Source organism: Nostoc sp. DedQUE09 (assembly GCF_034530915.1).
Lineage (GTDB): Bacteria > Cyanobacteriota > Cyanobacteriia > Cyanobacteriales > Nostocaceae > Nostoc.
In genome coordinates this window covers 167,792-193,114 of sequence record NZ_JAVRCE010000003.1, presented here as the reverse complement: position 1 = coordinate 193,114, position 25,323 = coordinate 167,792, and the positions used below count along the sequence as shown (strand labels likewise).

21 protein-coding genes are annotated in these 25,323 nt (G+C 39.5%); 11 read left to right on the top strand and 10 right to left on the bottom strand.

Translation table 11 applies throughout. The features are described from left to right. Positions 1 to 67: 67 nt before the first annotated feature. Positions 68 to 445 (bottom strand): GxxExxY protein, encoded by a 378-nt coding sequence (locus RMY27_RS03270; protein WP_322660378.1) that lies wholly within the window; start codon positions 443 to 445, stop codon positions 68 to 70. 31 nt (positions 446 to 476) lie between these two features. Further along, on the bottom strand, positions 477 to 3,683 hold the full coding sequence (locus tag RMY27_RS03265; RefSeq protein ID WP_322660376.1) for a glycoside hydrolase family 15 protein: 3,207 nt from the start codon (positions 3,681 to 3,683) through the stop codon (positions 477 to 479). A 1,030-nt stretch (positions 3,684 to 4,713) separates the two neighbouring features. Between RMY27_RS03265 and RMY27_RS03260 the strand changes: the two genes are divergently transcribed. The 4 genes from RMY27_RS03260 (at position 4,714) to RMY27_RS03245 (ending at position 9,462) form a co-directional block, all read left to right on the top strand. Next, positions 4,714 to 5,835, top strand: a complete 1,122-nt coding sequence (locus RMY27_RS03260; protein WP_322660374.1) for a glycosyltransferase — start codon at positions 4,714 to 4,716, stop codon at positions 5,833 to 5,835. Positions 5,836 to 6,262: 427 nt separating this feature from the next. Continuing rightward, positions 6,263 to 7,615 (top strand): magnesium transporter, encoded by a 1,353-nt coding sequence (gene mgtE / locus RMY27_RS03255; RefSeq protein WP_322660451.1) that lies wholly within the window; start codon positions 6,263 to 6,265, stop codon positions 7,613 to 7,615. Between the two features lie 151 nt (positions 7,616 to 7,766). After that, entirely contained in the window at positions 7,767 to 8,849 is a 1,083-nt protein-coding gene (locus RMY27_RS03250; protein ID WP_322660372.1) for an aspartate carbamoyltransferase catalytic subunit, read from the top strand. A 172-nt stretch (positions 8,850 to 9,021) separates the two neighbouring features. Beyond that, positions 9,022 to 9,462, top strand: coding sequence for a pentapeptide repeat-containing protein (locus tag RMY27_RS03245; protein ID WP_322660370.1), 441 nt, complete (start codon positions 9,022 to 9,024; stop codon positions 9,460 to 9,462). Positions 9,463 to 9,532: 70 nt separating this feature from the next. Here the strand turns inward: RMY27_RS03245 and RMY27_RS03240 are convergent, their stop codons facing one another. The 7 genes from RMY27_RS03240 to RMY27_RS03210 all read right to left on the bottom strand — a co-directional run bounded on the left by RMY27_RS03240 (position 9,533) and on the right by RMY27_RS03210 (position 18,079). Then, the gene (locus tag RMY27_RS03240; RefSeq protein WP_322660368.1) at positions 9,533 to 10,873 is read right to left on the bottom strand and encodes a TldD/PmbA family protein; all 1,341 of its coding nucleotides are present in this window, start codon (positions 10,871 to 10,873) and stop codon (positions 9,533 to 9,535) included. Between the two features lie 143 nt (positions 10,874 to 11,016). Beyond that, positions 11,017 to 12,489, bottom strand: coding sequence for a TldD/PmbA family protein (locus RMY27_RS03235; RefSeq protein ID WP_322660366.1), 1,473 nt, complete (start codon positions 12,487 to 12,489; stop codon positions 11,017 to 11,019). A gap of 308 nt (positions 12,490 to 12,797) precedes the next feature. Beyond that, positions 12,798 to 13,622, bottom strand: coding sequence for a glycosyltransferase family 2 protein (locus tag RMY27_RS03230; RefSeq protein WP_322660364.1), 825 nt, complete (start codon positions 13,620 to 13,622; stop codon positions 12,798 to 12,800). A gap of 46 nt (positions 13,623 to 13,668) precedes the next feature. Beyond that, the gene (locus RMY27_RS03225) at positions 13,669 to 14,973 is read right to left on the bottom strand and encodes an NAD(P)/FAD-dependent oxidoreductase (RefSeq protein WP_322660362.1); all 1,305 of its coding nucleotides are present in this window, start codon (positions 14,971 to 14,973) and stop codon (positions 13,669 to 13,671) included. Positions 14,974 to 15,068: 95 nt separating this feature from the next. Beyond that, positions 15,069 to 15,425 carry an EamA family transporter gene (locus RMY27_RS03220; RefSeq protein WP_322660360.1) on the bottom strand — a complete coding sequence of 119 codons (357 nt, stop codon included), beginning with the start codon at positions 15,423 to 15,425 and terminating at the stop codon, positions 15,069 to 15,071. A 28-nt stretch (positions 15,426 to 15,453) separates the two neighbouring features. Then, positions 15,454 to 15,843, bottom strand: a complete 390-nt coding sequence (locus RMY27_RS03215; protein ID WP_322660358.1) for an EamA family transporter — start codon at positions 15,841 to 15,843, stop codon at positions 15,454 to 15,456. A 2,017-nt stretch (positions 15,844 to 17,860) separates the two neighbouring features. Then, positions 17,861 to 18,079 carry a hypothetical protein gene (locus RMY27_RS03210; RefSeq protein ID WP_322660356.1) on the bottom strand — a complete coding sequence of 73 codons (219 nt, stop codon included), beginning with the start codon at positions 18,077 to 18,079 and terminating at the stop codon, positions 17,861 to 17,863. Positions 18,080 to 18,610: 531 nt separating this feature from the next. On the opposite strand from RMY27_RS03210, the gene RMY27_RS03205 reads away from it, so the two are divergent. The 4 genes from RMY27_RS03205 (at position 18,611) to RMY27_RS03190 (ending at position 22,124) form a co-directional block, all read left to right on the top strand. After that, positions 18,611 to 20,770, top strand: a complete 2,160-nt coding sequence (locus RMY27_RS03205; RefSeq protein WP_322660354.1) for a Tex family protein — start codon at positions 18,611 to 18,613, stop codon at positions 20,768 to 20,770. A 13-nt stretch (positions 20,771 to 20,783) separates the two neighbouring features. After that, complete coding sequence (locus RMY27_RS03200) at positions 20,784 to 21,137, top strand: 2Fe-2S iron-sulfur cluster-binding protein (protein WP_322660352.1); 354 nt, start codon at positions 20,784 to 20,786, stop codon at positions 21,135 to 21,137. Positions 21,138 to 21,401: 264 nt separating this feature from the next. Beyond that, positions 21,402 to 21,800: a phage holin family protein gene (locus RMY27_RS03195; protein ID WP_322660350.1), complete on the top strand. Its 399-nt coding sequence runs from the start codon at positions 21,402 to 21,404 to the stop codon at positions 21,798 to 21,800. Between the two features lie 132 nt (positions 21,801 to 21,932). After that, positions 21,933 to 22,124, top strand: a complete 192-nt coding sequence (locus tag RMY27_RS03190) for a YqaE/Pmp3 family membrane protein (RefSeq protein WP_100898558.1) — start codon at positions 21,933 to 21,935, stop codon at positions 22,122 to 22,124. Between the two features lie 406 nt (positions 22,125 to 22,530). Here RMY27_RS03190 and RMY27_RS03185 read toward each other — a convergent pair whose 3' ends face one another. Continuing rightward, positions 22,531 to 23,352 carry a histidine kinase gene (locus tag RMY27_RS03185; RefSeq protein WP_322660348.1) on the bottom strand — a complete coding sequence of 274 codons (822 nt, stop codon included), beginning with the start codon at positions 23,350 to 23,352 and terminating at the stop codon, positions 22,531 to 22,533. Positions 23,353 to 23,543: 191 nt separating this feature from the next. Between RMY27_RS03185 and RMY27_RS03180 the strand changes: the two genes are divergently transcribed. The 3 genes from RMY27_RS03180 (at position 23,544) to RMY27_RS03170 (ending at position 25,276) form a co-directional block, all read left to right on the top strand. After that, positions 23,544 to 23,768, top strand: coding sequence for a hypothetical protein (locus tag RMY27_RS03180; protein ID WP_322660346.1), 225 nt, complete (start codon positions 23,544 to 23,546; stop codon positions 23,766 to 23,768). A 55-nt stretch (positions 23,769 to 23,823) separates the two neighbouring features. Then, a complete protein-coding gene (gene petJ, locus RMY27_RS03175) occupies positions 23,824 to 24,159 on the top strand; it encodes a cytochrome c6 PetJ (RefSeq protein WP_322660344.1) in 336 nt (111 codons plus the stop codon). Between the two features lie 97 nt (positions 24,160 to 24,256). Continuing rightward, complete coding sequence (locus RMY27_RS03170) at positions 24,257 to 25,276, top strand: aldo/keto reductase (protein ID WP_322660342.1); 1,020 nt, start codon at positions 24,257 to 24,259, stop codon at positions 25,274 to 25,276. The last annotated feature ends 47 nt before the right edge of the window (positions 25,277 to 25,323 follow it).

Sequence of the window (25,323 nt, the reverse complement as noted above, 5' to 3'; positions counted from 1 at the left end):
TCAACGCAAAGGGGCGCAAAGGGAAGCGCGGAGGTTCGCGGAGGATGAGAGTGAGTGAGAGGAGGAGTTAGAGGTTGTTGGCTACGCGTTTGATGCCTTCTCTGAGGTGGAGGACGTTAAAGTTGAGGAGAAGACCTAGTTTGCAGTTTGCTAGTTTGAGATAGGTTAGGAGTTGAACGGAGTGAATTGAGTGGAAGGATTCTACAGATTTAATCTCTACAATTACTTGGTTTTCGACAATCAAATCTAATCGATAGACGCATTCTAATTTCACTTCTTGATAAACTAAGGGCAGTGGAATTTGTTTACCAACATTCAACCCGGCCTTCTTCAACTCATAATCCCAGCACTCCTCATAAGCCGACTCCAACAAACCAGGCCCCAAAGCAGTATGCACTTTCATCGCACAACCAATAATCAACCCACTCAACTCATTCTCTCTCATCCTCTGCGCTTCCCTTTGCGCCCCTCTGCGTTTAAAAATCCTTCACAAATTCCGTCAAGAACCTGAATGCCTTCAAAATGTAACTAGCGCAATCTCTAGGTGAAGTATTGTAAAACGATCGCCAAGCACTCGCTTTATCCTCATCATAGCGATCGCTGCGATGAGCATGATTTTCCAGCCACGCCAATCGCACTGCATGGCCGATTAACACATCCAACACTATATATTCTTCAATTTGCAGCTTAGGATTATTGGCAGCGATCGCAGCTAATTCGATTAATGCTTCAATATTTACTTGACGATATTCTGGAGCTTCAATTTTATTCAGCAAATGCTCAACTAACAGAGCAAAATTCCTTTCCCCCGCTGTCATTTCCGACAGCATTATCTCGCTATCTAAACGATTGCGGCGCTCTAGTTTATCGCCAATTACTAGACCCTTGCAATGTTGCATTAATAGCCAAACTTGCTTAAAAAATTCTTTTGGTACGCGTCCCGTCGCACCCTCGGCTTGGCGAAACCGTCGCCAACCGCCCGGCGGAACTTCTATCCCTTCGGCGATTCCTGGTAATACTACCCAAGCAATATCACTTTCTTTTTGTTTGACATGCAGTGATTCTTGCTGGCGCAACAGGTTACTCATGCCAGTATATCCAGTTAATACCTGACGCAACCGCACTTTGACTTCAAAGGGTGAAAGTTGCATTAAGTGATCGTAAGCTTCATCTTGAGTGACATGCAATTCCCGCGCTAGTTCGCTGGTTATCAACAGGATGAGATAGCCGACTCTCAGCGTTAAAAGTCCCTGAAATAGTTCGGGTTCTGAGCGAATTAAGATGCCAACATAGATTAAAATCTCTTGAGTAAGGACGCGATCGCGGATATCTTCACGACAAAAATGGTTAATTTTATCGGCAATTTCATCGTGGGACATGGGTACGCTAATTAAAGACGCTTCGCTGTAAGCTTTACCCACAGCAATTTGCTTGCCCCGTACCAAAATACTCGTTACTGCATCTGATAGGCTGATATCAACCATTTGGCGTAACCCCGCAGCCCGACGCACTACTGCCCAAATACCTAAATCTCCAGCTTTTGTATAAACTTCATCGAGCAAATCGCCTACTGTGACAGGATATCCTGGGCCGCCATATCCTGTATCAAATTTCATTCCCTGCAAGCGAGTTAAAGTTTGCAGTAACTCAATTTGCTCATAGATATTCTCAGATGAGCGCAAATGAGAAAGTAATAGCCCAAAGTTGGTTTCACACTCCATTTGAAATTCTTGGGTATGCCCTAAGCGCCAGTTTTTCTCAGGATGATAAGCTAAATAATAGCAACGTGGGCTAGCATTTTTCACTGGCGATCGCGAAAATTCTGCATTGGGTAGAAAATCAATTCTTTGGATTCCGGCTGTCAGCATTAACTGATTTAGTCGCCCTAATTTCACTCGCACACCGTTACAAACACCATCTTTCAGTTCTTGCATTAGTTCTAGTAATGCTTCCGAACCGGCTTCTAACATGGTGTGCGTCAACATTAAAGTCAAGGTAGGACGCCCTAAGTCGCTCCAATATTTTTGGATGTAAGCTAGTTCGCTTCTAATTTGATCCAGCAGAAAATGGTAATCAAGGGTTAAGTAAAACTGTTGAGAGTCTGAGAATGAAGGCAAAAATACAATTGTTTCACCGCTAATCCGAAAGATTCTAGACGTTGTTAAACTTCGCAGCCGCCGCACTGGCCGTCCAGTTAAACCAAGTTTATCGTTACGTCCGATTTGAGTATAAATAGCTGAAAATTCTCCAGCTTTTCTCACTTGAATCGGTTCTACTTGAGTAGGCGTTTGTGCTTCAATTCCGTGAACTTCTAGTTTCGTCTGTAAATCTTCATCTTCTGCCAATAAAGCAATTTGTACCAAAGATTCGCGCTGTTTGCCCACACATAAATGTCTTCCCAAAGGGTCGATATCACCAACCGCCAGTAAACCTTCACTCAACATTTCACCGAGAAAATATAAACTCTGCGCCCACACCAAAGGAATATTTTCATTGGGCAAACGTGCTTGCGTTTGAGGTGCTAACTTTTCTGCTTCTATATTTTCTGCGGGAACATAATAAAGTTCTGGCAATAAACGCAAATCATCTTGTTCTATGAGTAATGATTCTAAAAGTTTTTGGTATTTTATAACTTGTTCTTGTTCACCGCGAAATAATCCATCTAGAACTAAATAAGTGAAAAATAGCGGCCATTCGCATTCAATATGCTCAAATTGTTTGAGTTCCCACGGTTCGTAGTGCAAGCGCTGATTATCTTCTAAAACGGTTTGGTGTCCATCACGCAGAAAGCGTTTGCAGCCATATTTACCTGCGAGTTTATTGATAACATCGTTTAGAGTGCGATCGCGTAACTCCAAATCTTCCACTGCAAAGGCAGGATAACTAATAATACTTAACAGCGCCGCATCAATTTCTTTAGAACCAGATTCCCTCGGTAATAAGGATTCTAAAGTAATCCGGGCGCGGGCGATTTCATCTGGTAGCACATGAATTACCGATGCTTGACTACCATGCACACCAAACAAATCCAGTCCGTTGATAGCTTCTAAAGCAGCTTTTGCCATGCCTACAGAACTGGCATTTAATTCAGCACTACCACGGTTAATTTTATTCCCACGTTCCCAAATGCCGTAATCTGGTGTGCGGTAAGCTCGTCCAATGTAGTAAACTAAATTTTGGACGAAATTCACTTCATCAATGCTATAAATTATTGGCAATCCGGCTGCCGTCATTTGCGCCAACATCAGCAAAAATATAGATGTGGCATCAAGTTGCAAATGTCCCCATTCATCATCACCAACAACAATGTCACCGGTTGCGGTATTATATTTGGCGTGTAGTCCATCCAGTAGCGACTGAGTATGTTTAAATGTCTCTACTTTATGAGCCTGTCGCATCATTGCAAAGAGCAACCCGCGCATCAGTTTGATCACACTGTGTTCTAGTTCATAGGTACGTCCTTTGTCGTCGTCAATCTTGCGGTATGCAAGTCCTAAACCCCAAACTGCTAAAATGCTATAAACGTTGTCTCGCACCCAGGCATCTGTATAATCGCCGTGGGCTGTAATCGCCGTGCTTGCAGGTAGTAAACCCGTAATTGGATTTTGACGAGTCAGGATGATTGTTTTGATTTGCTGGTAGTAATAGTCCAGGCGAGTTAGCAATTTGGTAGATGTTTTCATGGTTTGGTTTAGAACTACTTGCAGAATTTCACCCCTTAAAGGAGTGGATTTCTTGCATTTGGGGAATGGGACATGGAGATGGGATTCCGTACCGTAGGGCATACAGAAACGTTAATCTTCTCTAGAAATACGATCTCTGCGTGAGTGGAATAATATCGTGTCCGGTTAAAGACTTATCATTAAGACCGCAGAGGTGAGGGCTTTTTGGGCTTTGTGCATAGATTCGGGAATTATAACTAATTAGCCGGACATAATCTCAGTGGTGGGATGATGTCAAAAAATCAAGAGTGTCTAACTCCGAAGGATGAGCTTATGCTAGTCTAAACTAAATCACTACTCCGAGGTTATGCTTATGCTGGTATAAACTAAATCATTTTTTTTAAAAAAATATTTATTTAATAAATATAATTTTAATGTAGATATGTTTTAAAATTGATGTGCTTGTGTTAAACATTCATTCAGCAGCTAATTGCACTTAAGAAAGGGAGGCTATCCTCAACCCAATCAAGTTTGCTAAAAACTAGGGTTTATGCACTTTACAAATAAATCATCTTGTGCATTCACATCAAGACCTCGGTTCAGCCTTTTACAAAGCATATTTTGTTAGTTGCGTAGGCGAGCATTTACCGCAGGCATCGCAAAAATCTACCTAGAAGCCTTGAAAAGCATAGTTGCTATTTTGGCTTATCTGTCAATGCTTAAGTCATAAAAAATTAATCGATTTATTTACATAATAAATATCCTAGTTTGCTTTATTACACCCTAAGGTATTTACTAAATAATAGTTTCAGGAAAAATTGTTATTTCACTTACTAACATAAATAATTGCAGCACTGATTTAAACTAGTATTAGCTTGAAAAAACTAAATTGTTGTTGCTGTTCTGAATGAATCAGGTAATTACGATTTTATCCAAAATGGCAGCAGATAGAACCAAGGGCATGAATATATAAAGAAATTAAAAGTTTTTTACCCAATATCTTGTTCAGTTTCTGGAAAGAGAAATATTAATCTTAAATAGGAGTAACACAATGAAAACAGTTGGGATGTATCGTCGAGCTTATCCGAGAGTATCAGAAACTTTTATCGGAGAACAAGCCCATAACTTACAAACATACAAACCGTTATTTCTTACTTGTAAGCTATTAGAAGAAATTCCTTTTGACAATATTGCTATTAGTAATAATGATCAATGGAAAATTAAGCAACTATTTCATATAATTTCTGCTTCACCAAATATGTTTGGCAACGAGGCTGAACTAAAAAATCTAAAATTAATTCACGGGCATTTTGGGCCAGATGGTATTTACGCAATGCGATTGGCAGAAAAACTAAATATTCCTTTCATCGTTACATTTTACGGGTTTGATATTACAGTTTCACGTCGCTCTATGTGGCTGTCAGGTAATCCAGCATTCTATCAATTTCTTTTGCATGAAGAAGAATTAAAACAAAAAGCGTCTAAATTTATTGCTTTTTCTAGTTTCTTGTATAAAAAGATGATTGAATATGGTTATCCTGAAGATAAAATTGTTAAACTAAATAGTGGTATAGATTTAAAAAAATTTGCTCCAGCCAGTGAATCAAAAGGTGAAAGATATATTTTATGTGTAGGCAGACATACTGAAAAAAAAGGAATTGATACCCTATTAAAAGCCTTTGCCCGGATTGCCAGTAAGCATCCAGATGTGTCAATTATCCAAATTGGAAATGGCACAATGACTGAAAAATTCAAAACTCTAGCAGATGAGCTTGGTATTAGTAATAGAGTCAATTTTATGGGGGCAAAACCTTATGAAGTGATTCAAAAAACTATGAGAAATGCAGAAATATTTTCTCTACCCAGTCAAACAGCAAAAAACGGTGATAGTGAAGGTTTACCGCTTTCAATATTGGAAGCCGCCGCTTCTGGTTTACCAATAGCTTCTACCTGGCATAGCGCTATCCCTGATGCTATTTTAGATGGAGAAACTGGCTTTTTAGTTGATGAAAAAGACGATCAAGCTCTCGCGGAAAAATTAGATATTCTTTTGTCTGACCGGGCTTTAGCTAAAAGTATGGGTAAAAAAGGACGAGAGTTTATTTGCGAAAATTTTGATATTCACAAGCAAACTGCCAAGCTAGAAGCTATTTATGATTTAGTAGTCAGTTAACGACACTCAAGTAAGAGTATCTTAATTTAGATTACTGAACCTGAAGCATTTGTAAATACGCAGAAGTTTTCTAATCCCTTGTTTGGAGACCACTCTCCTTTTTTTAGCCATCCATATAGTTATTTATTCGCGATCGCTAGTTCTCACAGATTATTATTGACTACGATCGCAGAATAATTCCGCCAAAAAAAATCAAGGTAGCAAGCTAAAAATTTATATAAAGCTACTAAAGATATAAAATTTTCTCAGCATCTACCGGACAGCGCTGTTCCAGGTTAGGATGATGACTAGCAATGCTTTGATTTAGCTATCGATATTGAATTGTTGAAATTTTATGGGCAATAGTCCACAAGATGGCAGTATCAACCTCCTCTGAGCTGTGGTGAGGAAGTCTCCCAGCGCGGGGGAGACTTTGGAGATATATATGATGCTCACACAAGATATTCGTGATTTTTTGGCTGATACTACCGATTTAAACCAGTTGAAATGGGATTTAAATCGCTTGCAACCTGTGGATGTGGGAGAATACATTACACAATTGCCCGAACAACAACGGGCGATCGCATTTCGTTTACTTAATAAAGCTCAGGCAATTGATGTATTTGAATATCTGCCGACAGAAGTGCAAGAAGAACTAATTAATTCTCTGCATGATGTCCAGGTAGTGCAACTTGTAGAAGCCATGAGTCCCGACGAACGGGCAGAATTATTTGATGAACTACCTGCTGGGGTAATCAAACGGCTATTGCAAGAACTGAGTCCAGAACAAAGACAAGCAACAGCAACAATTCTCGGCTATCCAGAAGGTACTGCTGGGCGAGTGATGACAACTGAATATGTCCGATTACGGCAGGGATTGACCGTAGGCGAAGCCTTGAGCAAAATCCGCCGTCAGGACGAAGACAAGGAGTCGATTTACTATGCTTACGTCACAGATGATAATCGGACGCTGGTAAGAGTAGTTTCACTACGTCAATTGCTGTTTACCTTTCCCGATGTTTTCATCAAGGATATTGCTAGCGATCGTGTCATCAAAGTGAAAACTGAAACTCCCCAAGAAGAAGTGGCGCGAATCATGCAGCGCTACGACTTAATCGCTATTCCTGTAGTTGACCGAGAAGACCGATTGGTGGGCATTGTCACCATTGATGATGTCATGGATATTTTGGAAGAGGAAGCCACAGAAGATATCCAAAAACTGGGGGGTGTCAGTGGTGATGAAGCAGCTTTATCCTCTCCCTTACTCACCATTCGCAATCGCTTACCTTGGCTATTAGGGATCATGGCCATGTATATTGGTGCAGCCAGTGCGATCGCGCCTTTTCAATCTGTAATTGCCGCAGTGCCAGTTCTAGCAGTAATCATGCCAATTTTTTCTAACACTGGTGGTACTGTTGGTATTCAATCATTAACAGTAACAATTCGCGGCTTGGGAGTGGGAGAGGTAACACCCAAAGATACCTTAAAAATTCTTCGCAAGGAACTTCTAGCTGGTTTAGGTACAGCTCTGGCTTTAGCCACAACGATGATCCTGCTTTCCTTAATTTGGGCGCGACCTCAAGAGCGATGGGTGGCTTTAATTGCCGGAATGGTCATGGCAACTAATACAATTGTGGCTGTTACGCTCGGCACTTTACTACCAATGGCTTTGAAACGACTCAAGCTTGACCCTGCCTTGGTTAGTGGCCCGTTAGTGACTACAATGCTAGATACAATCGGGTTTTTAACGTTCCTCAGCCTAATTTCTCTAGCTTTAAACGTTTTCCATTTACCAACATGAAGGGATTGGGTATTGGGAATTGAGTACAAGAGGCAGAGGGGCAGAGGGGCAAAAAGGCAGAGGGGAAAGACTTACTGCTACTTCTCCCCTGCTCCCCCGCTCCCCTGCTCCCCCGCTCCCCCGCTCCCCTTGTCCCAACTTTCCAAATTCTATGCCTACTACTACCTGGAATCGTCATCACATTCTTTCTCTAGCTGACTTCACTACTACTGAATACGATACAGTTTTGCAAACTGCTGCCAGTTTTCAAGAGGTGCTATCACGGCGGACAAAGAAAGTACCAACCTTGCAGGGACAGGTGGTGGCGAATTTATTCTTTGAATCGTCTACCCGCACCCGCAGCAGTTTTGAACTTGCTGCCAAACGCTTAAGTGCAGATACACTGAACTTCGCCGCCGCCACATCTTCTATGACCAAGGGAGAAACAATTCTCGACACGGCGAAAACCTATTTGGCGATGGGAACTGATATTATGGTAGTTCGCCATCGAGAGGCTGGAGTACCGAATGCGATCGCGGCTGAAATGGATCGTCTAGGTGTACGAGTTAGCGTCCTCAATGCTGGTGATGGTCAACATGAGCATCCTTCCCAAGCACTGCTAGATTTATTCACCATAACTACTCTAATTGACCCAGATCATCCCCGACTAGAACTTTTAAAGGGGAAAAAAATTGCCATTGTTGGGGATATTCTCCATTCTCGTGTGGCGCGATCGAATATTTGGAGTTTAATTGCCAGTGGTGCCGAAGTACATTTGGCAGCACCACCAACCCTCTTACCTAAATTATTTGCCGAGTTTATCTCGGAGGAAGTAGAAGGCAGGAGTCAGGAAGTCACTGAGCGACTTGCCTTGAGCGAAGTCGAAAGGAGTCGAAGTGAGTCAGAAGTCAGAAGTAATTCCCCCAATCCCCAACTTTTTCTACATTGGCAGCTAGAACCAGCTTTGCAAAATGCAGATTTTGTCATGACTTTACGTCTGCAAAAGGAACGGATGACGGCTCATTTATTACCAAGTTTGCGAGAATATCATCAACTATTTGGTATTACACGCACAAAACTGCAACTTTGTAAACCTAACGTCAAAGTTTTGCATCCAGGCCCAGTTAATCGTGGTGTTGAAATTAGTTCTGAATTGATGGATGACCCAGAATTTAGTCTCATTCAATCACAAGTTACCAGCGGTGTCGCGGTTCGGATGGCGCTTTTGTACCTATTAGGTAGCGGCAAGGCTTAATATAATCTCAGTTTGAAATTTACTCCCATCGGACTATCTAACGGAAGAATACCTAGTCTCATCGAACTTATATATTCCTCCGATCGCATGAGGACAGAATCCTATAATCTTGACACACTGGTATCGTAGAAGATCAGAATTTCATGACTTCTAGAAGTGTCGGAGGTAAAATATGAAACGAATTTTTTTGACGGCAGCAGCCTTACTCAGCACGCTATCTTTAGCTGCTCCCATTCCCGTCAAAGCAGAAAATTCCGCCCCTGTCCGCCGCTTGTTGGAAACTAGAGAATGTTCCGGATGCAATCTAGTAGGAGCTAACCTCAAAGGCGCTCATCTAATCGGTGTTGACTTGAGAAATGCAAATTTAAAAGGAGCCAACCTCGAAGGTGCTAACTTAGAAGGTGCAGATTTAACTGGTGCCAATTTGAAGTCTGCTAATCTTACAGATGCCTTTGTCAATGGTACTAGCCTAAATAATGCTAATCTTACCAACGTTGATTTGAGTAATGCTCATTTATATAATACTGACGTAAATGGCGCCGTTTTGGCTAATATTGATTTAACTGGTGCTGATGTCTTTAACACTGACATTAGCGTAGGTGGTGAATATTAATGATCGCTCATTATACAAAAGTAATGAGTTAAGAGTTTAACTTAACTCCTAACTCTCTACTTTTTAACTTTTACTCACCAGTAATGGACAGTTCATTAACCCAGATTTTCGGGCAAACTCCCCCTGGCGTTAACTCTGGCTCTTTTTCTACATAAATAATCGACTTTAAAAGTTCCAAGAAATCGCCAGCAACAGTTGCTGACTCAATACTCGTCTTTACACCCTTATTAACTAGCCAACCATCAAACGGCAAAGAAAAGGAACCTTGCAAAGATTTAACTCCAGCATGGAGCGCCTGTAAATCATCGATAAAAATCACATTTTCAGCAGTTTCTAAGCTCAACTCTTGCTCAGGAGTTGCTGTTGAAAATACGTGATAAAAATTGGGGCTGACGCTGACTTTTGCACCAATACTAGCATTACCAGTTGGCTGGGCATTTAACCTTTTAGCAGTGCCAGCACTATGGAGAAATCCTGTTAAAACGCCATTTTCAATCAGCGAAATTTGACGAGTGGGAGTTCCTTCACCATCAAAAGTTTCTGCACCTACGTTAGCTGGGTGCAATGCATCATCGTAGACTGAAAGTAGAGGAGAAGCAATTTCCTTACCTAAATCATTAGGAGTAGATAGACTTTGATTGTCTAAAATACTTTGGGCATTGAATAAGTTAGAAAAAGCACCCAACAGACTTAAGAAAGCTTCCGGTGAGAAAACAACTCGATATTTACCAGTTTTGATTTTTTCATAATTCAAGTGACTGATAGTTTTATCGGCGGTTTCTTTGATGCAACCATGAATATCTAGATTATCTAAACTTTGGTTGATTCTATAAGCGCCTGCACTGCGCGGTTTTTTCCCTTCTTCCTCAGTTTTACTGTAAAGATAAACTGATGACAAAGAGTGAGATTCAGTTCTTACTGCACCATCGCTATTGAGATAAAATCTGTCAATATCTCTTTGAGACAAACCATTATAAGGTACACCTTTAATTGCTGGGTGAGCTGCCAGTAATTCTTTTTCAGCTACCAACAATTTTTCTATGAGTTCAGCAACAGGTGCTTGAGGTGCCTTATGCAGAGGTTTACTTGGAATAGGAACAGTAGCCTCTGGACTAAAATCAGGAACATTTTCTTTAACACCAAAGAAACTGGCTTCGTAGGCAGTTTTCAAAGCTAATTCTAGTCCCTTAGGGTCTACATCTGTGGTGCTGGTGACACCCATTGTATTATCTTCATTCCAGACACGAACAGTAACACCAGAGCGATTTGAAGCTTTAACTTGTTTTGGCTCACCTTGGTCTACTTGCACACTAGTATCATCTACTGTTGAGCCATAAATGTCGAATTTCTTAATACCAAGCTTATCAGCATTATCCTTGGCAGAATTTGCAATTTCATTGATATTCGGCATAGTCAATTTTGGATTTGGGATTTTCTCGCTCCCTACTTCAGTCTGGGAGTGTAATAATAGAAGGCTTCTGCCTTTTTTTGGATAAAATAAGTGGCAGAGCCACGAAGAAAGCATTTCCAGGTAGAACCTGGAAGTTGATAAAGTTATCTTCCACCTACAGTAATAGAATCAACCTTGATATGGGGTTGTCCTACAGTGGTGTAAATACTGCCACTAACGGAGCCACAAAAACCTGGTGCAATTTCCAAATCTTGAGAACACATGGAAATTTTATTCATAATTTCCTTAGCTTCACCGATGAGAATTGCTCCCTTTAGCGGTTTGGTGATTTTGCCATTTTCAATCAAATAAGCTTCATCAACACTAAAGTTAAATTGACCTGTAGCACCAACGCTACCACCACCCATCTTTTTACAGTAAATACCTTTATCAACAGAGGCAAATAATTCATCAATACTATATTCGCCAGAATCAATATAAGTATTACGCATCCGGCTAGCAGCGGCATAGGTATAATTTTGGCGGCGTCCACTTCCAGTTCTGGGGTGTCCGGTGCGTGAGGAACCTGTTCTATCTGCTAAGAAGTTTTTCAGAACGCCTTTTTCAATTAAGAGGGTTCTTTGAGCCGGCATACCTTCGTCATCCATGTCAATTGTCCCGAAGGCATTTTCAGAGCGCCCTTCATCCCAGGCTGTCAAACTTTCGTGGGCAATTTTTTCGCCTTTTTTATCAGCAAAGGGAGAGGTATTGCGTTCTATTTGAGTGGTTTCTAATAGGTGTCCGCAAGCTTCGTGGAAGATTACGCCGCCAAAGTGATTGGCCATAATAATGGGATAAGTACCTGAATCCACATAATCTGCGTAGAGCATTTTTCCAGCCGATTCTGCTATTTTTTCAGCGGCTTGTTGAGAATCCCAAGTTCGCAAAAAGTTGGCATCGCTAGTATTACCCGCGCGATCGCCAATTGAGGTACGATTAGCACCATCAGCACACAACAGGTTAAATCCGACTGATTGTGTGAGGCGAATATCACGGGCAAAAGTCCCGTCACTGGCAGCGATTAAAACTTCTTGCCAATCCCGAAAATAGGTAGCACGGCGCGATTGGACGTGGCTAGCTTTTTGCTTCAGGTGGGCAGTACCATCAAGAAGGATTTCTCCCATTTCTCGGATGGAGCTACACACTGGTAGCCATGCATCTTTACCTCTTTTGCTGGCGTAATCTCTGAGTAATTCTAGGTTGATTTCTGGGATAAAAGCCTTAGCAGTGGGTAGTTGCAATCCCAAGATAGAAAGACCTTTTTCTAAGGCTGCTTTCAAACCGGAAAACGAAAGGTCATTGGTGCTAACGTAACAGTCAGCTTTACCACGAAATACTCTGACTCCCGCGCCTGTAGACAGACTGGGTGAAATACTCGTGATAGCGTCATCTTCTGCAAGAGAACTAATGTAGTTGCGACGCTCTAAAAATAATTCGATGAAGTCAGCACCAGCGGCGCGTCCTAGTCCCAGAAGGGTAGCCAGTGGGGCTTCCCAGGTTTCATCGAAACGCTCTGGTGTGGAGGAATATTGGAGAGTGAGAAGTTGATTCGAGAGAAGTAGCGTACTTGTAAGCATGGGGTAGCCTCGTCTGCTGGCGTAGTTCAGAGATTTGACTGAAAAATCCTGGTTTGTTCAGTCTAACAAATGAGCAAAAGCCACAGTTGCTAGAAAAACGTGTGGATTTCCCTCCCGTTTAACAACACCTTGGCAAATCCGCCCACAGACTATAAATTTGGAGCTATTTGACAAAGAATTCAGAAGTCAGAATACAAAAGCGGAGCTTTCCTTGCTCCGCTTTTGTATAAATGTAGAAAAATACACCTGTCTATATGTATTTACTGGCACTCTTCTCAACCAAAAAATCCAGACTTTTCTTCTCAGATTTATTTACGGTTTGCCATTTTTATTGGAATTCTGACTGTTTCTTGCTGTTTGAAAGTCTGACCTAAATTAGAAGTTGGCTCTGTTGATAGTAGATTCTTAAACAAGAGCTTTAGCGTTCGAGTAATAGTTTTCACAATTTTCATTTTGCTAGCACTCGGCTTTTGATCGTATCTCAAAACCATTGGAATTTCTACGATTTTTGGTTTGAGGGCTTTGGCTTTCAGCAGTAAATCTATCATGCAAGCAAATCCACTTTCAGTGAATAGATTGTCTCCATAATACATATCTAGTTTACTGAGGAAAGTGCGGTTATACAGTCTGTAACCACAAGTGTAGTCTTTTACGCCTGGTACACGGGCTGCAATTCTGAAAAGCCAGCTGGCTCCGTAACTCATCAGCTCTCTAAATTTTGATAAGCCTATGACTTTAGAACCTTTTCGATATCTAGATGCGATCGCAATATCATAGCTACCAGCTATCATAGTGTCATACATTTTTATTAGCAGTTCTGGTGGTTGAGTATTATCACAATCCATCGCCGCTAAAAAATCACCTTCTTTGGAAATTTCTAAGAAAGTCGTGAAACCTGTTTTAATTGCTTGACCTAAACCAGCATTTTTGGGATGTTGGACTAATTTCAGTAATATACCTAGTGATTGAGATTCATCTATTGCAGTCTGAGCAGTTTTATCGCTACTGCCATCATCGACAAGAATCAATTCTATCTCTATGTTAAAGATTTGCTGCAATGTTTGAAACTTTTTGAACAAGGGTCGAATTGATTCTTGCTCGTTATATGCGGGTAGAAGAACAAAAAGACTCATAAAGACCTCGTGTGATTTTTTAAAATAAAGTGGGATTACTCAAATTTCAAGAATTCAGTAATGCTGATTTTTTGAGAAATTCATCGACTTGTCGAACTACTGCGTTGTTGTTGACGCTATCGTTGACCAACTGTGAGGTATTGACGACGAAAAAATCATCGTTTTCAGTACTCACTTTTGGAACAAGGCTGGAATAATTTAAAACTTGTAGTGGCTGCACTTTAATCGCTCGATTAATATGTGCTGCTACAATGTCATCTGCTTTAAGTTCGGGAAACATTAAACGTATACCTTGGAAAAATATTGGGCGTAATTCGTCATCTGGTTGTTTTAACAACGGGTCAGTGGAAAGTATATATTTTGGTAGAAATGTAATGTGATACCCTGCTGTTTCTTGTAAAGAAACTAAGTTACTCATACCGATAACTCCGGTAAAAGGAATATTCTTATCGGCAATATTTACTACGTAATAAGGAACCAGAGGCTTACGAGTAATCAATACCATGCAGATTACACCCAGGTATTCTACTGTTTTACCAGTGTCTGAAACTTTTACCAGATCCTTCGCAGCAACCTGTTGCAAAATATTAACTGGGCCAGTAAAGATGACTTTATCAAAATGCTCTTTTTTACCCTGAGATTCTACCCACATTCCACCACCTGGATGAGGTGCAATATATTCAACTGAAACACCTTTGTGGATATGACCTCCAGCCGCGTAAACTAATTTTTCTATATGGTCAAAAACAGTTTTGTAACCGCCTGAAACATAACCAAGTTGTTCTTTATTTAATGAAGAATCGCGCGCTGAAAATAGTCGTTTTATATAAGCCCAAATAAAAACTGCCGATATTCGCTTATAGTTTTCTCCTAATTTGGATAAAAGCAAAGGTTTCCACAGCTTTTCGTATGTGTTTTTACCACCAAGTTTCAATAGCCAATCTTCAACTAAAATCTTCTCTAAGCGCCGCCAGTTATTAAGGCGTGAACCATATAGAAGAGTAAAAGCTAATCTGATTTTACCTATAAGTCCAAATAGAGGAAAACGTAGAAATTCTATACTGTTACTAATAGAATAAAACTTTTTATTGTCATAAAAGCCTGTTAAACTTCGATGCCAACGCAGTTTATCTCCAAGACCAATATCTCTGAGAAAATTTATTAAGTGAGTATCAGAAGGTAGGATAACATGATAAAAGCGATCCCAGGTAAATAGTCCGTAATCATGATAGGTAGTAAGTCCACCAAGCTGCTTATTACTATCAAAGACAGTGACTTCATGTCCTTGATGTGAAAGACGTTGAGCTAATACTAGCCCAGTTATACCTCCGCCAACAATGCCTATGTTCATAAATTAGATTTAGATTTGGTGAAAATTTTTTCGAGGATTATTTCAGAAACTGTATAATATTAAATTAAAAAATTAATAATTTGCCTATTAAGCTGTTAATGTCCAACTAGAATTACGCCAGTTATAATAACGGAGATTCCTAACCACTGACTAAGAACAACTTCTTCTTTTAAAAGATAGTGAGAAGCAATTGGTACAAATGCATACATTAATCCTAAAACTGGGAACGCTTGACTTAAAGGAATTGTCCGCAATACATAAAGCCACAATATAGTCATAAATGTATAGCAGATAAACCAAATCAAAAAATAACGAGATAATAAGAGGTTTTTGAGAGAGCCGCTTTCTCCTTTATTAGAGTTAGAGATGTAAATTCCATACTTGAGTGAGAGTTGAGCTGTTGTTCCAAACAAAACAACAAGTATTAAATTTAGCCAAGTAAAAATGCTCATTTTGAAATTTTCAAGTAATAGTAATTATTTATCTAAATTTGAGATTTTTTATAGGGATAACTACTAAAAGAACACCCAAGAAGATAGTTACGACTCCTACTACTCTAGTTAGTGTAATCACCTCATTAAAAAAGTAGTATGAACCGAAAAGTATCCCAACATAATTTAAACTTGTCAGTGGATAAGCGATACTCAATTTTACAGATCGCAGAGCCAATATCCAATTTACTATTCCTAAACAATAGACAGTAATAGCTAATGATAACTTTTGAATAAAATCCCAAGTAAATACTCCCTCACCTGTATAAAGCATGGCATTTTTCATAAGCAATTGTCCACAGATACTAAGTAAAATACTTACAAACAAAATAATATAAGGGATTATTTTAAAGTTTGGACTTTGCGACATAGATTTCATAATACTTTGCCTTAATCAAGATAGCCGGTATGAACCGAACAGCAAAAAATCAGTTGTTTTGAACGTTTTATATCTCGGTAACACCTTCTCTAAAATTCGAACTCCAGTTCAGTAAATAGACAACACAATTTGGAAGGCTATGCTGAAGTAAGTGAATATCAAAACGATTCTCGAAGCTCATGCCCTAGAGTTTAAAACTAAATACTATGTAATATTCCAGGCTGCTCTATCATGGCAGCATCCGATATGATTCGGAGTAAAGCACGGTTAATTTTTTACTGGGTTATACTCTTAAGCAAACCAGTTTATTGCTTGGCAATTCGCACAATCAATTTAGAGTTTGCCCAACTGTGAATTACAGATATTTTCTGTACTACCCAGCTTTGCTCTAACGCTATTTTTAGCGCGATCGCGATAATCTAATAGTGGATGCAGACATAGGAAAATTTGAGAACTTTGTCACAAATTCTCTCTACATATACAAAGTTTGCAGTGTGTGTAGTTGTAGTCTGTCGTAGACATCGCTGATGCTGAACCCTGATTACACTCACATATTCAACAGATGCACCTAAATCAAAATGGATTGCTAGAATTTTTGATTAATCCATTAATTAACTTTCATCAGTTGTATACTGCTGTAAAAATCTTTTGAAGATACTATTGATCTTCTTAATATAAAACCTAGCTGCATTGAGAAATATTCTCTATTTGCTCCAGGAAAGTTGATTAATGTACTGACATATCATAAAATTTCTCCCGGCTCACAGACATATCTGCAATCTTGGCTGGCAATTAAGCCGATTTATAAAAGTAAAGGTTTTTACTCAAATTGAGTAATGTATACGTGCTCTTTTTGGGCATGGGAACACAAGAAGTAATACAAGTCTGACTGGTTGCGTAAATCATAGAGAGATAAATCAATCTAAAAGAATACGCTTTACAGGTTTATGGGGAATTTTGCTGAATGTCCAAATAGAGCCTATTGTACAAAACAAGTAATGCAAACTATCGTTGGCTAACCAACTTAAAGTTGATATTGCTTGCATTGAATTTGAGATATTTCTACACTACACTGCTTAGTATTAGTTTGCTTGGTTTTTCATCATAATTTTAAATAGGCTGTTTTCTCCAAACTTATTGCTACATGTAATTACTTACTAGAATACCATGAGAAAGACATGTTGCAAATTTATCGTCGTACTTTATCAAAAATTTATCTACTGACAAATATACTTAAACAAAAACTTCATAAAACAAAAATCCTCTTCGATTATGAATTTTTGTTTTAAAAATTTATACGTACATTGATGAAGCAATTTCTGGGTATTAAACTTGTAAAAATAAGTAGAGTAATTTCATACGAAAAAAGAAAAATATATAAGTTTTGATTTCTCGTTTTGTGGCAGAATTATTTACCATTATCCAAACCTCTCTCCGCTTCAGGGAGAGGCTTTAAAATCCAGTTTTAGTTTTTCTGTGGTTGTATGAAACTACCCTGTTAAACTTGTAGAAGTAAAGAATTAGGATCAGACTTGATAAATGCAAAGCTAAGAGTTGATTAAAGGAAAATTAAAACTTGAATAACACTACTTGTAATAAGAATATAATACAAGGCTACACAAATTACAGACAGAATTTTAGATGATAATCGCAAGCTTAAATTTTGTTATTCTATCTATCCACAGAAATCTTTATCTAAATTCATATATGTCAGACACAGATGGTCGTCTGCAAATTTTCCCTGGCTGGGTAAAAGCTTCTCTATGTTTAGACTCATTTTCCTCACAAAAATTTGTTAGTAATGATGAAAATAATCATTAATAATCCAAACTGAATCTGTCAAGGTGCTAATACTAGACTTAAAATCCGGCTAACCGCTGCTAATCGCTGTAAAATATGCAATTTTATTAGTACTCTTTTTGAACCAGTAGGCAGTAGCTAAAACAGTACGTAGTGGTATAAAGAAAAACAACGCTGAGTTTCCTTGGCTGGATAGAGGTTTCTCTAGGTTGTTTTCCTATTGCTTGGACTCATTATCCTGCAAAAGTTTATTGGTAATGACGAAGACGATGATTAATAATCCAAACTGAATCTGCCAAGGTGCTAATACTAAACTTAAGATAAAGCTAATCGCTGCAAATACACCTGCAAGATATGCAATTTCATCACTACTCTTTTTGAACAAGTAACCTGTAGCTAAAGCAGTACATAGTGGTATCAAGAAAAACAAAAGCATTTTACTAACCTCTGAACTAAAGGTTGTAGTGTTTTTAGAACAAATTTTTTGGAAGTGTGGTTAATCTTACATCCAATAAGGTTTTGGCTACAACAGTCTAGCGAAATAAATATTATAGAAAATCAAGATTACGCAAGGTTGTATTTTACGCCAATTGGAATAATTATTGCAATAGATGAAGCGCTAAAAAGCTTGACAACTCTTTGTTCTGTAGTGCATAGCAAGCTTTAAAAGTGGGTACGAGACGCTACGCAAAATAATTGCCTAGTGTTTAGGAACAGACAATTCCTGCGGGTGATGCTACTTTTGCCGTTCTCCCCAATCAGTCAAACTGCCCTGTGCTAGACAAATTCTCATTCATCTACGCAGATTGAAAGGGTTATAAAAGTTGCGTAGGTGGGTTTTGTCTATTTCGCCAATTGCACTCTTGTGAACAATCATCTGGTAAATTAGCTTAAAACTTTGGACTTGCGTCAGGATAAGGATCTAGCATATTACCTTTAGAAGTAGCATTTTCATTTTAGACACCTAATGCTGAACATTCCTCAAATACTGGCAACTGAAATAAACCTCAAATCCCATCAGGTGCAAAACGCGCTGGAACTTTTGGCTGAGGGTGCAACAATTCCCTTTATTGCACGTTACCGCAAAGAGCGCACCGATGAAATGAATGAAGTGCAACTACGCGAACTGGCCGATCGATATACTTATTTAACAGAACTGGAAGAACGAAAATCGGTAATTTTAAGTGCGATCGCAGAACTTGGTAAACTCACAGATGAACTCAAAGCCAAAATCTCATCCTGCTTACAAAAAACCGAACTTGAGGATTTATATCTACCCTATCGCCCAAAACGACGCACCCGCGCCACTATCGCCAGAGAAAAAGGACTCGAACCATTAGCGAAATTTATCAAGTCGCTAAATGTCAAAAATGCTGCAACGGCTTCTCTGGAAGAAGAAGCAGCTAAGTATATTTCGGAAACGCAGGGAGTAAAAACAGCAGAAGAAGCGCTCAAAGGTGCTGCTGATATTTTAGCCGAAGAAGTAGCTGAAAAAGCTGAGTTACGTGCGTATATCCGCGACTATCTTTTAGAAGAAGGGGTATTTGTCTCCCGTATCAAAGATGATTATCCTGAAGGTACAACCAAATTTGAGATGTACCGTAACTATCAAATTAGGGTAAAAAATATTGCACCCCACAATATGCTGGCGTTGTGTCGGGGTGAAACTGAAAAAATATTAAGCTTTGAAATTGCTTTTGATGAGGATACGGTACTTTACTATCTGGAGTCGAAAGAAATTAAAACCAAAGTTCGGACAATTCGGGATTTTTATCAGACGATGTTGAAGGACGCATTCAATCGTTTAATGAAAGTCTCTCTAATGGGAGAGGTAATTTCCGAGAAAAAAGTTTACGCAGACATAGAATCAATCAAGACATTTGAAACTAATCTGCGGGAGTTGCTGCTGTCTGCACCAGCAGGGATGAAACCAACTTTGGCGATAGACCCTGGATTTAGAACTGGGTGTAAAGTTGCTGTCCTCGACCAAACGGGGAAATTTATGGAATACCAAGCGGTTTTTCCTCACCAAGCGGCTGAACAACGCGCTAAAGCGGCACAAACTGTCAAAAATCTGATTGAAAAGTACAAAATTGAGTTAATCGCCATTGGTAACGGTACAGCGTCCCGTGAGACAGAGGAATTTGTCACGCAAGTATTGCAAACCATAGAACGCAAACCAGTTAAGGTGATGGTAAATGAATCTGGCGCATCTATATATTCTGCGAGTAAAGTGGCGTTGGAAGAGTTTCCCGATTTAGATATTACCGTGCGCGGTGCCATTAGCATCGGCCGCCGTTTGCAAGATCCTCTGGCGGAACTTGTGAAAATCGATCCCAAATCCATTGGTGTGGGACAATATCAGCACGATGTCGATCAGAAGTTGTTGAAAAAGAAATTGGATGAGACTGTAGAAAGCTGCGTTAACTACGTCGGCGTAGACTTGAACATGGCCTCCAAAGAACTTTTGACTTCTGTCTCTGGGATTACGGCAACAGTTGCCAATAACATTGTCGCCTATCGTAACCAGAATGGAGCCTTTAAAAATCGCCGACAACTTTTGAAAGTTCCGAAGTTAGGGCCAAAAGCCTTTGAACAAGCGGCGGGTTTTCTGCGGATTCGCGGCGGTGATAACCCATTGGATAATACAGCAGTGCATCCAGAAAGTTATTCTGTAGTAGAAGCGATCGCATCCGATCTAAATGTGCCATTAAATCAGGTGACACAAATTGCCGAAAAACTTAAAAAGACCAACCTGAAGAAATATGTTACTGATAGCGTTGGCGAACCCACACTGCGCGACATCCTCAGCGAACTAGAAAAACCTGGTAGAGATCCCCGTGCTGAGTTTAAGTATGCCACCTTCAGAGAAGGAATTAAGGAAATTAGGGATTTAAATGTGGGAATGGAACTAGAGGGAATTGTAACGAACGTCGCTAACTTCGGTGCTTTTGTTGATATCGGCGTACATCAAGATGGCTTGGTGCATATATCCCAACTTGCTGATAGATTTGTAGACGATCCCAACAAAGTTGTCAAAGTTGGACAAGTAGTCAAAGTACAGGTGCTAGAAATCAACGAGAAACTCAAGCGAATTAGTTTATCGATGAAAGCAGTTAAACAATAATTAGAAACAGCAGATGGCAGTTTATCAAGTTCGATTTATCAATCCTACACTTGGATTAGATCGCACCATTTCAGTACCAGACGAGCAATATATTCTGGATATGGCGGAAGAAGCTGGTATCCGCCTACCATCTGGGTGTAAACAAGGCGAATGTTCTGCGTGTATTGCTAAACTTATTAGTGGTGAAGTTGACCAAAGTGAGCAAAAATTTCTGCGTCCAAACGAAGTACAGGCTGGTTATGTTGTTACTTGTGTAACTTACCCTTTGTCTGATTGCACTTTAGAAACCCATCAAGAACAAATCTTGTATAAATCAGCCCTTTACTATCAGCCTGAGTCTGGAAAATCTGAGCGATCGCAACACTAATCAGTTAAGAAGATTTGTAGGTTGGGTTGTAGGTAGTGAAACCCGACAGAATCGTGAAAATGTTGAGTTTAGTTCCTCAACCCAACCTACCTCGGAGTGCTTTTTTAAGTAAAACCTACGCAGGATTGGAACCGCTATATTTTTTTCCATGATCGGCCTAACGGTAGAACCAAATTCTATCTTGCAAGAGAGGTTAAAACCTAGCACATAGTTGAAGATGAGATAAGAAGTTACAAAAAATCTTTTAGTGATTAGGTAAGAAAAATGTTAACACCATTATTAACCGCCCTAGCTACAGCTTTGAGCCTGTTGATTGTTGATTTAGTTGTTCCAGGCGTTAATATTGCTAACTTTCCCGCAGCTATAATTGCTGCTTTAGTAATTGGTCTAATTAACGGTTCAGTTAAACCAGTTTTGTCTGCTCTTTCTCTACCACTTAACTTTCTATCATTTGGAGCATTTTCGCTCGTCGTTAACGGTTTGTGTTTCTGGTTAGCAGCAGCCCTAGTTCCTGGGTTCGCAGTTCGCGGAATTATTGGTTTCCTTCTTGGACCGGTGATTCTAACTTTTGCAAACACTTTCATTAACAACTACTTTGTTGAAAAAAATCTGTTAGCCGGCAGTGGCGATGTAAAAACCCAAGGTGAATTACCTTCTAGATAAGTATTATTAAGGAGTAGAAAGACCAATTTTTTTCACGTCTCTACTCCAAATAAAGTATCCGAAGGTGGATTTACTAATTCTGTATATTCACCAGAATGTAATTAAAGAAACTCACAAAAATACGGCAAAAACATGAAATTAGTTCGTTTTCTTCTAGGTTTGTTAGTGCCTCCTCTAGGCGTTTTCCTGACAGTTGGAATTGGCCCAACCTTGTTTATTAACATCTTGCTTACAGTTTTAGGTTGGCTACCCGGTAGTATTCATGCAATTTGGGTTATTGCCAAGCATGATGAACAACTGAATAGAGAAGGAAATATTTACTAGTACGCAAGATGGATTTTAGGAAATATTAAGTATGGTGCGTTACGGCTTTAGCTGTAACGCACCATTTTAGTTTCTATCAGAATTAGAAGTTATAGCGATTCAAAAAATGTTTGCGATAGATTACCCCACCCTAACCCTCCCCGTATGTATTGGGGAGGGAACTAGATTCTCTTGTTTCCCCCCAATGCATCGGGGGGATTAAGGCGCTATAACAATAGTCCTAGTCCTACAATTATGGTAATTTAGATATTTTTCAGCTTATCAAGCGATGCCTTAGCCTTTAGCCAACGCACCCTACGAAAAGTGAGTATTTAATAATTCTACAAATACGTTAGTAGGGACACAGCATTGCCGTGTCCCTACTAAAATTCTATATGTATCAGGGTTTTGTGAGAAGCAGTCTAGCCTATTTATGAATAGTCTCCCGCTCTTTATTAGCAGGTTCCTTATCTTTGAATAAGTCAGCCGCCGTTAAGAGTAACTCTCTCAATGTTTGTTTGATTTGGCGCTCTTTTCTGGCTAGAGATGTACCAGCTTCACCCAGTTTATCTTCAAGCTGCGATCGCTTCTCTTCTACCTGCACAGCCATAGATTCTGCTTGGGGACGAGCCTTATCGTACCAGTGTTTAGCCTCGTTTAGATAATCCTGAACCTCCATATTACGTCCGCCATAGCGTGCAGCTAAGTTCGCTCGGACAATGGCTAGCTGCGCTTGCAGTTGCGCGTAACGTTTCTTTAACAATCCTGCCTCTTCACTATCTTTAAGGGCGTTGATAGCAGAATCAATTGCAGTTTTGGTACTCGCAGGTTTTTCCTTACTCGTCTCTTCAATTTCTGCCAAAATTACATCAACTTCTTGTTGAAGTTGTTCTTCTTCACCATCTAGTTGAGCTTGTAGCCTTTTTATATCTGTTTGAGTTTGAGCAATACTTTCGTGTCTTTTGCTATTAATCCCTTCCAGCGCTCCTTCAATAGAAGCTGTCACTTCATCTTTGAGTTCAGTACCCTTTTCTTTAAGTTCGCTACCTTTTTCTTGGAAGTTTTCAATTACAGCAGAAACTGCATCTCTAACAAGGGTACGAACTTCACTAGAACCTTGTTTGAACTCAGAAGCTACTTGAGAAACTGCGGATTTTACTATTTCTCGAATCCGCTCAGTTCTTAATTGTCCAGTTTCTTTTGCTTGTTGTAAGTCTGCTTGAATTTGTTGCTTGATATTGTTAGGCATTTTCAACTCGTAGAATTTAACTAATTGGGATAATATTTTCTAGAAATGTTCCTACATCCACATTATGGCGTAGCCCGATCGGGCTTGGTACTTCCTTAAGATAGAAAATTACAGTCTCAAAGAGGTGATGTGTAAGATGTTGCCCATTTGTGGGATGATGAATATTTAGTGGTAGTAATTGAGAGTGAAATATGTGGCGAGTAAATATTACTTGTTCGGCTGATGCCTGGAAAATCTATGGTGTTGATTTTAAAGTGATCGCAGAGAAATATAAAGGTGAATTAATTGGTTCCAAAAAAATGCCAGATGGTACGCGCATCATGTCTTATAAAATTGAAGATGTTAATGATGCAGAAGCTTTTCAAGAAGATTGTGCAAATTTTGCTGGATTTACAACTGACTTTGAATCCCTTTAGTATTGGTTTTGATACTTATGCTTACAACTAGTTTGTCAAAATCTGGAGAAGTTCATTGAAGAAACTACTTACATTAATCTTAATAACGTTTTTGTTATTTATCAGTGCTTTTACTTTGCCCGTTAGTGCAGCAGACACAGTTAATGGTGAACAAATATTTAGTGTTCATTGTGCTGGTTGTCATATCAATGGCAGCAACATAATTAGGCGAGGTAAAAATCTCAAAAAGCAAGCCCTGAAAAAGTATGGTATGGATTCAATAGAGGCAGTTACATCTATAGTTACCAATGGTAAAAATAATATGTCAGCCTACAAAGAACGCCTCAGCAAACAGCAAATCCAAGACGTTGCTGCTTACGTTCTCGAACAAGCTGAAAAAGGCTGGCATTAAAAAGTTAGGAGTTGGGAGTTAGGAATTATCAGTTATGATTTATCTATTAGTAATTGTTAAGTCTTCCCATTCCTAACTTTTCACTCATAAATTGAAAATGAACTTACCCGCAGCTAGTCGTCTCCAATTTACTCCTGATTTGAACATCTGCCGTATATTAAATGGGATGTGGCAAGTCTCCGGCGCACACGGACAGATCAATCCTCAAGCCGCTATTGAGACTATGTTCAAATATGTAGATGCTGGCTTTACCACTTGGGATTTAGCAGATCATTATGGCCCCGCAGAAGATTTTATTGGTGAGTTTCGCTGTCAACTAATTGATACTCGTGGTAAAGATGCTTTATCTCAGGTGCAAGCCTTTACAAAGTGGGTACCTCGTCCTGGTAAAATGACGAAGAAACTCGTCGAGGAAAATATTGATATTTCCCTGAGAAGAATGAATGTGCAATCGTTAGATTTGATGCAATTTCATTGGTGGGAATATCAGGATAAAAATTATCTGGATGCCCTCAAATATATGGCAGAACTTCAGACGGAGGGTAAAATTAAGCATTTAGGTTTAACTAATTTTGACACGGAAAACTTAAAGATTATTACTGAAGCAGGCATCAAGATCGTTTCTAACCAAGTGCAATTTTCCCTGATTGATCGCCGTCCTGAAGTTAATATGGTGGAGTTTTGTCAGCAGCATGACATAAAACTTTTTACTTACGGTACATTGTGCGGCGGTTTGTTATCAGAAAACTATTTGGGTAAACCGGAACCAAGAGGATTTGATCTCTCTACTGCTAGTTTGAAAAAATATAAAAATATGATTGATGCTTGGGGTGGTTGGCAATTATTTCAAGAGTTACTGGCTATCCTGAAGGAAATTGCTAATAAGCATCGGGTAAGTATTTCTAATGTGGCAGTGCGTTACATTTTAGATCAGCCAACTGTGGGCGGTGTGATAGTTGGTGCAAGACTTGGTGTATCTGAACATATAGAAGATAACGCCAAAGTATTTAGTTTTAGTTTAGATGAAGACGATCGCGATCGCATCAATGCAGTATCTCGCCAATCACGCGATTTGTACCAGCTAATCGGCGATTGCGGCGACGAATATCGACGATAACCATTAAGGCGTTGGCTTTGTTGACGATTGAATTTACTGATAATACG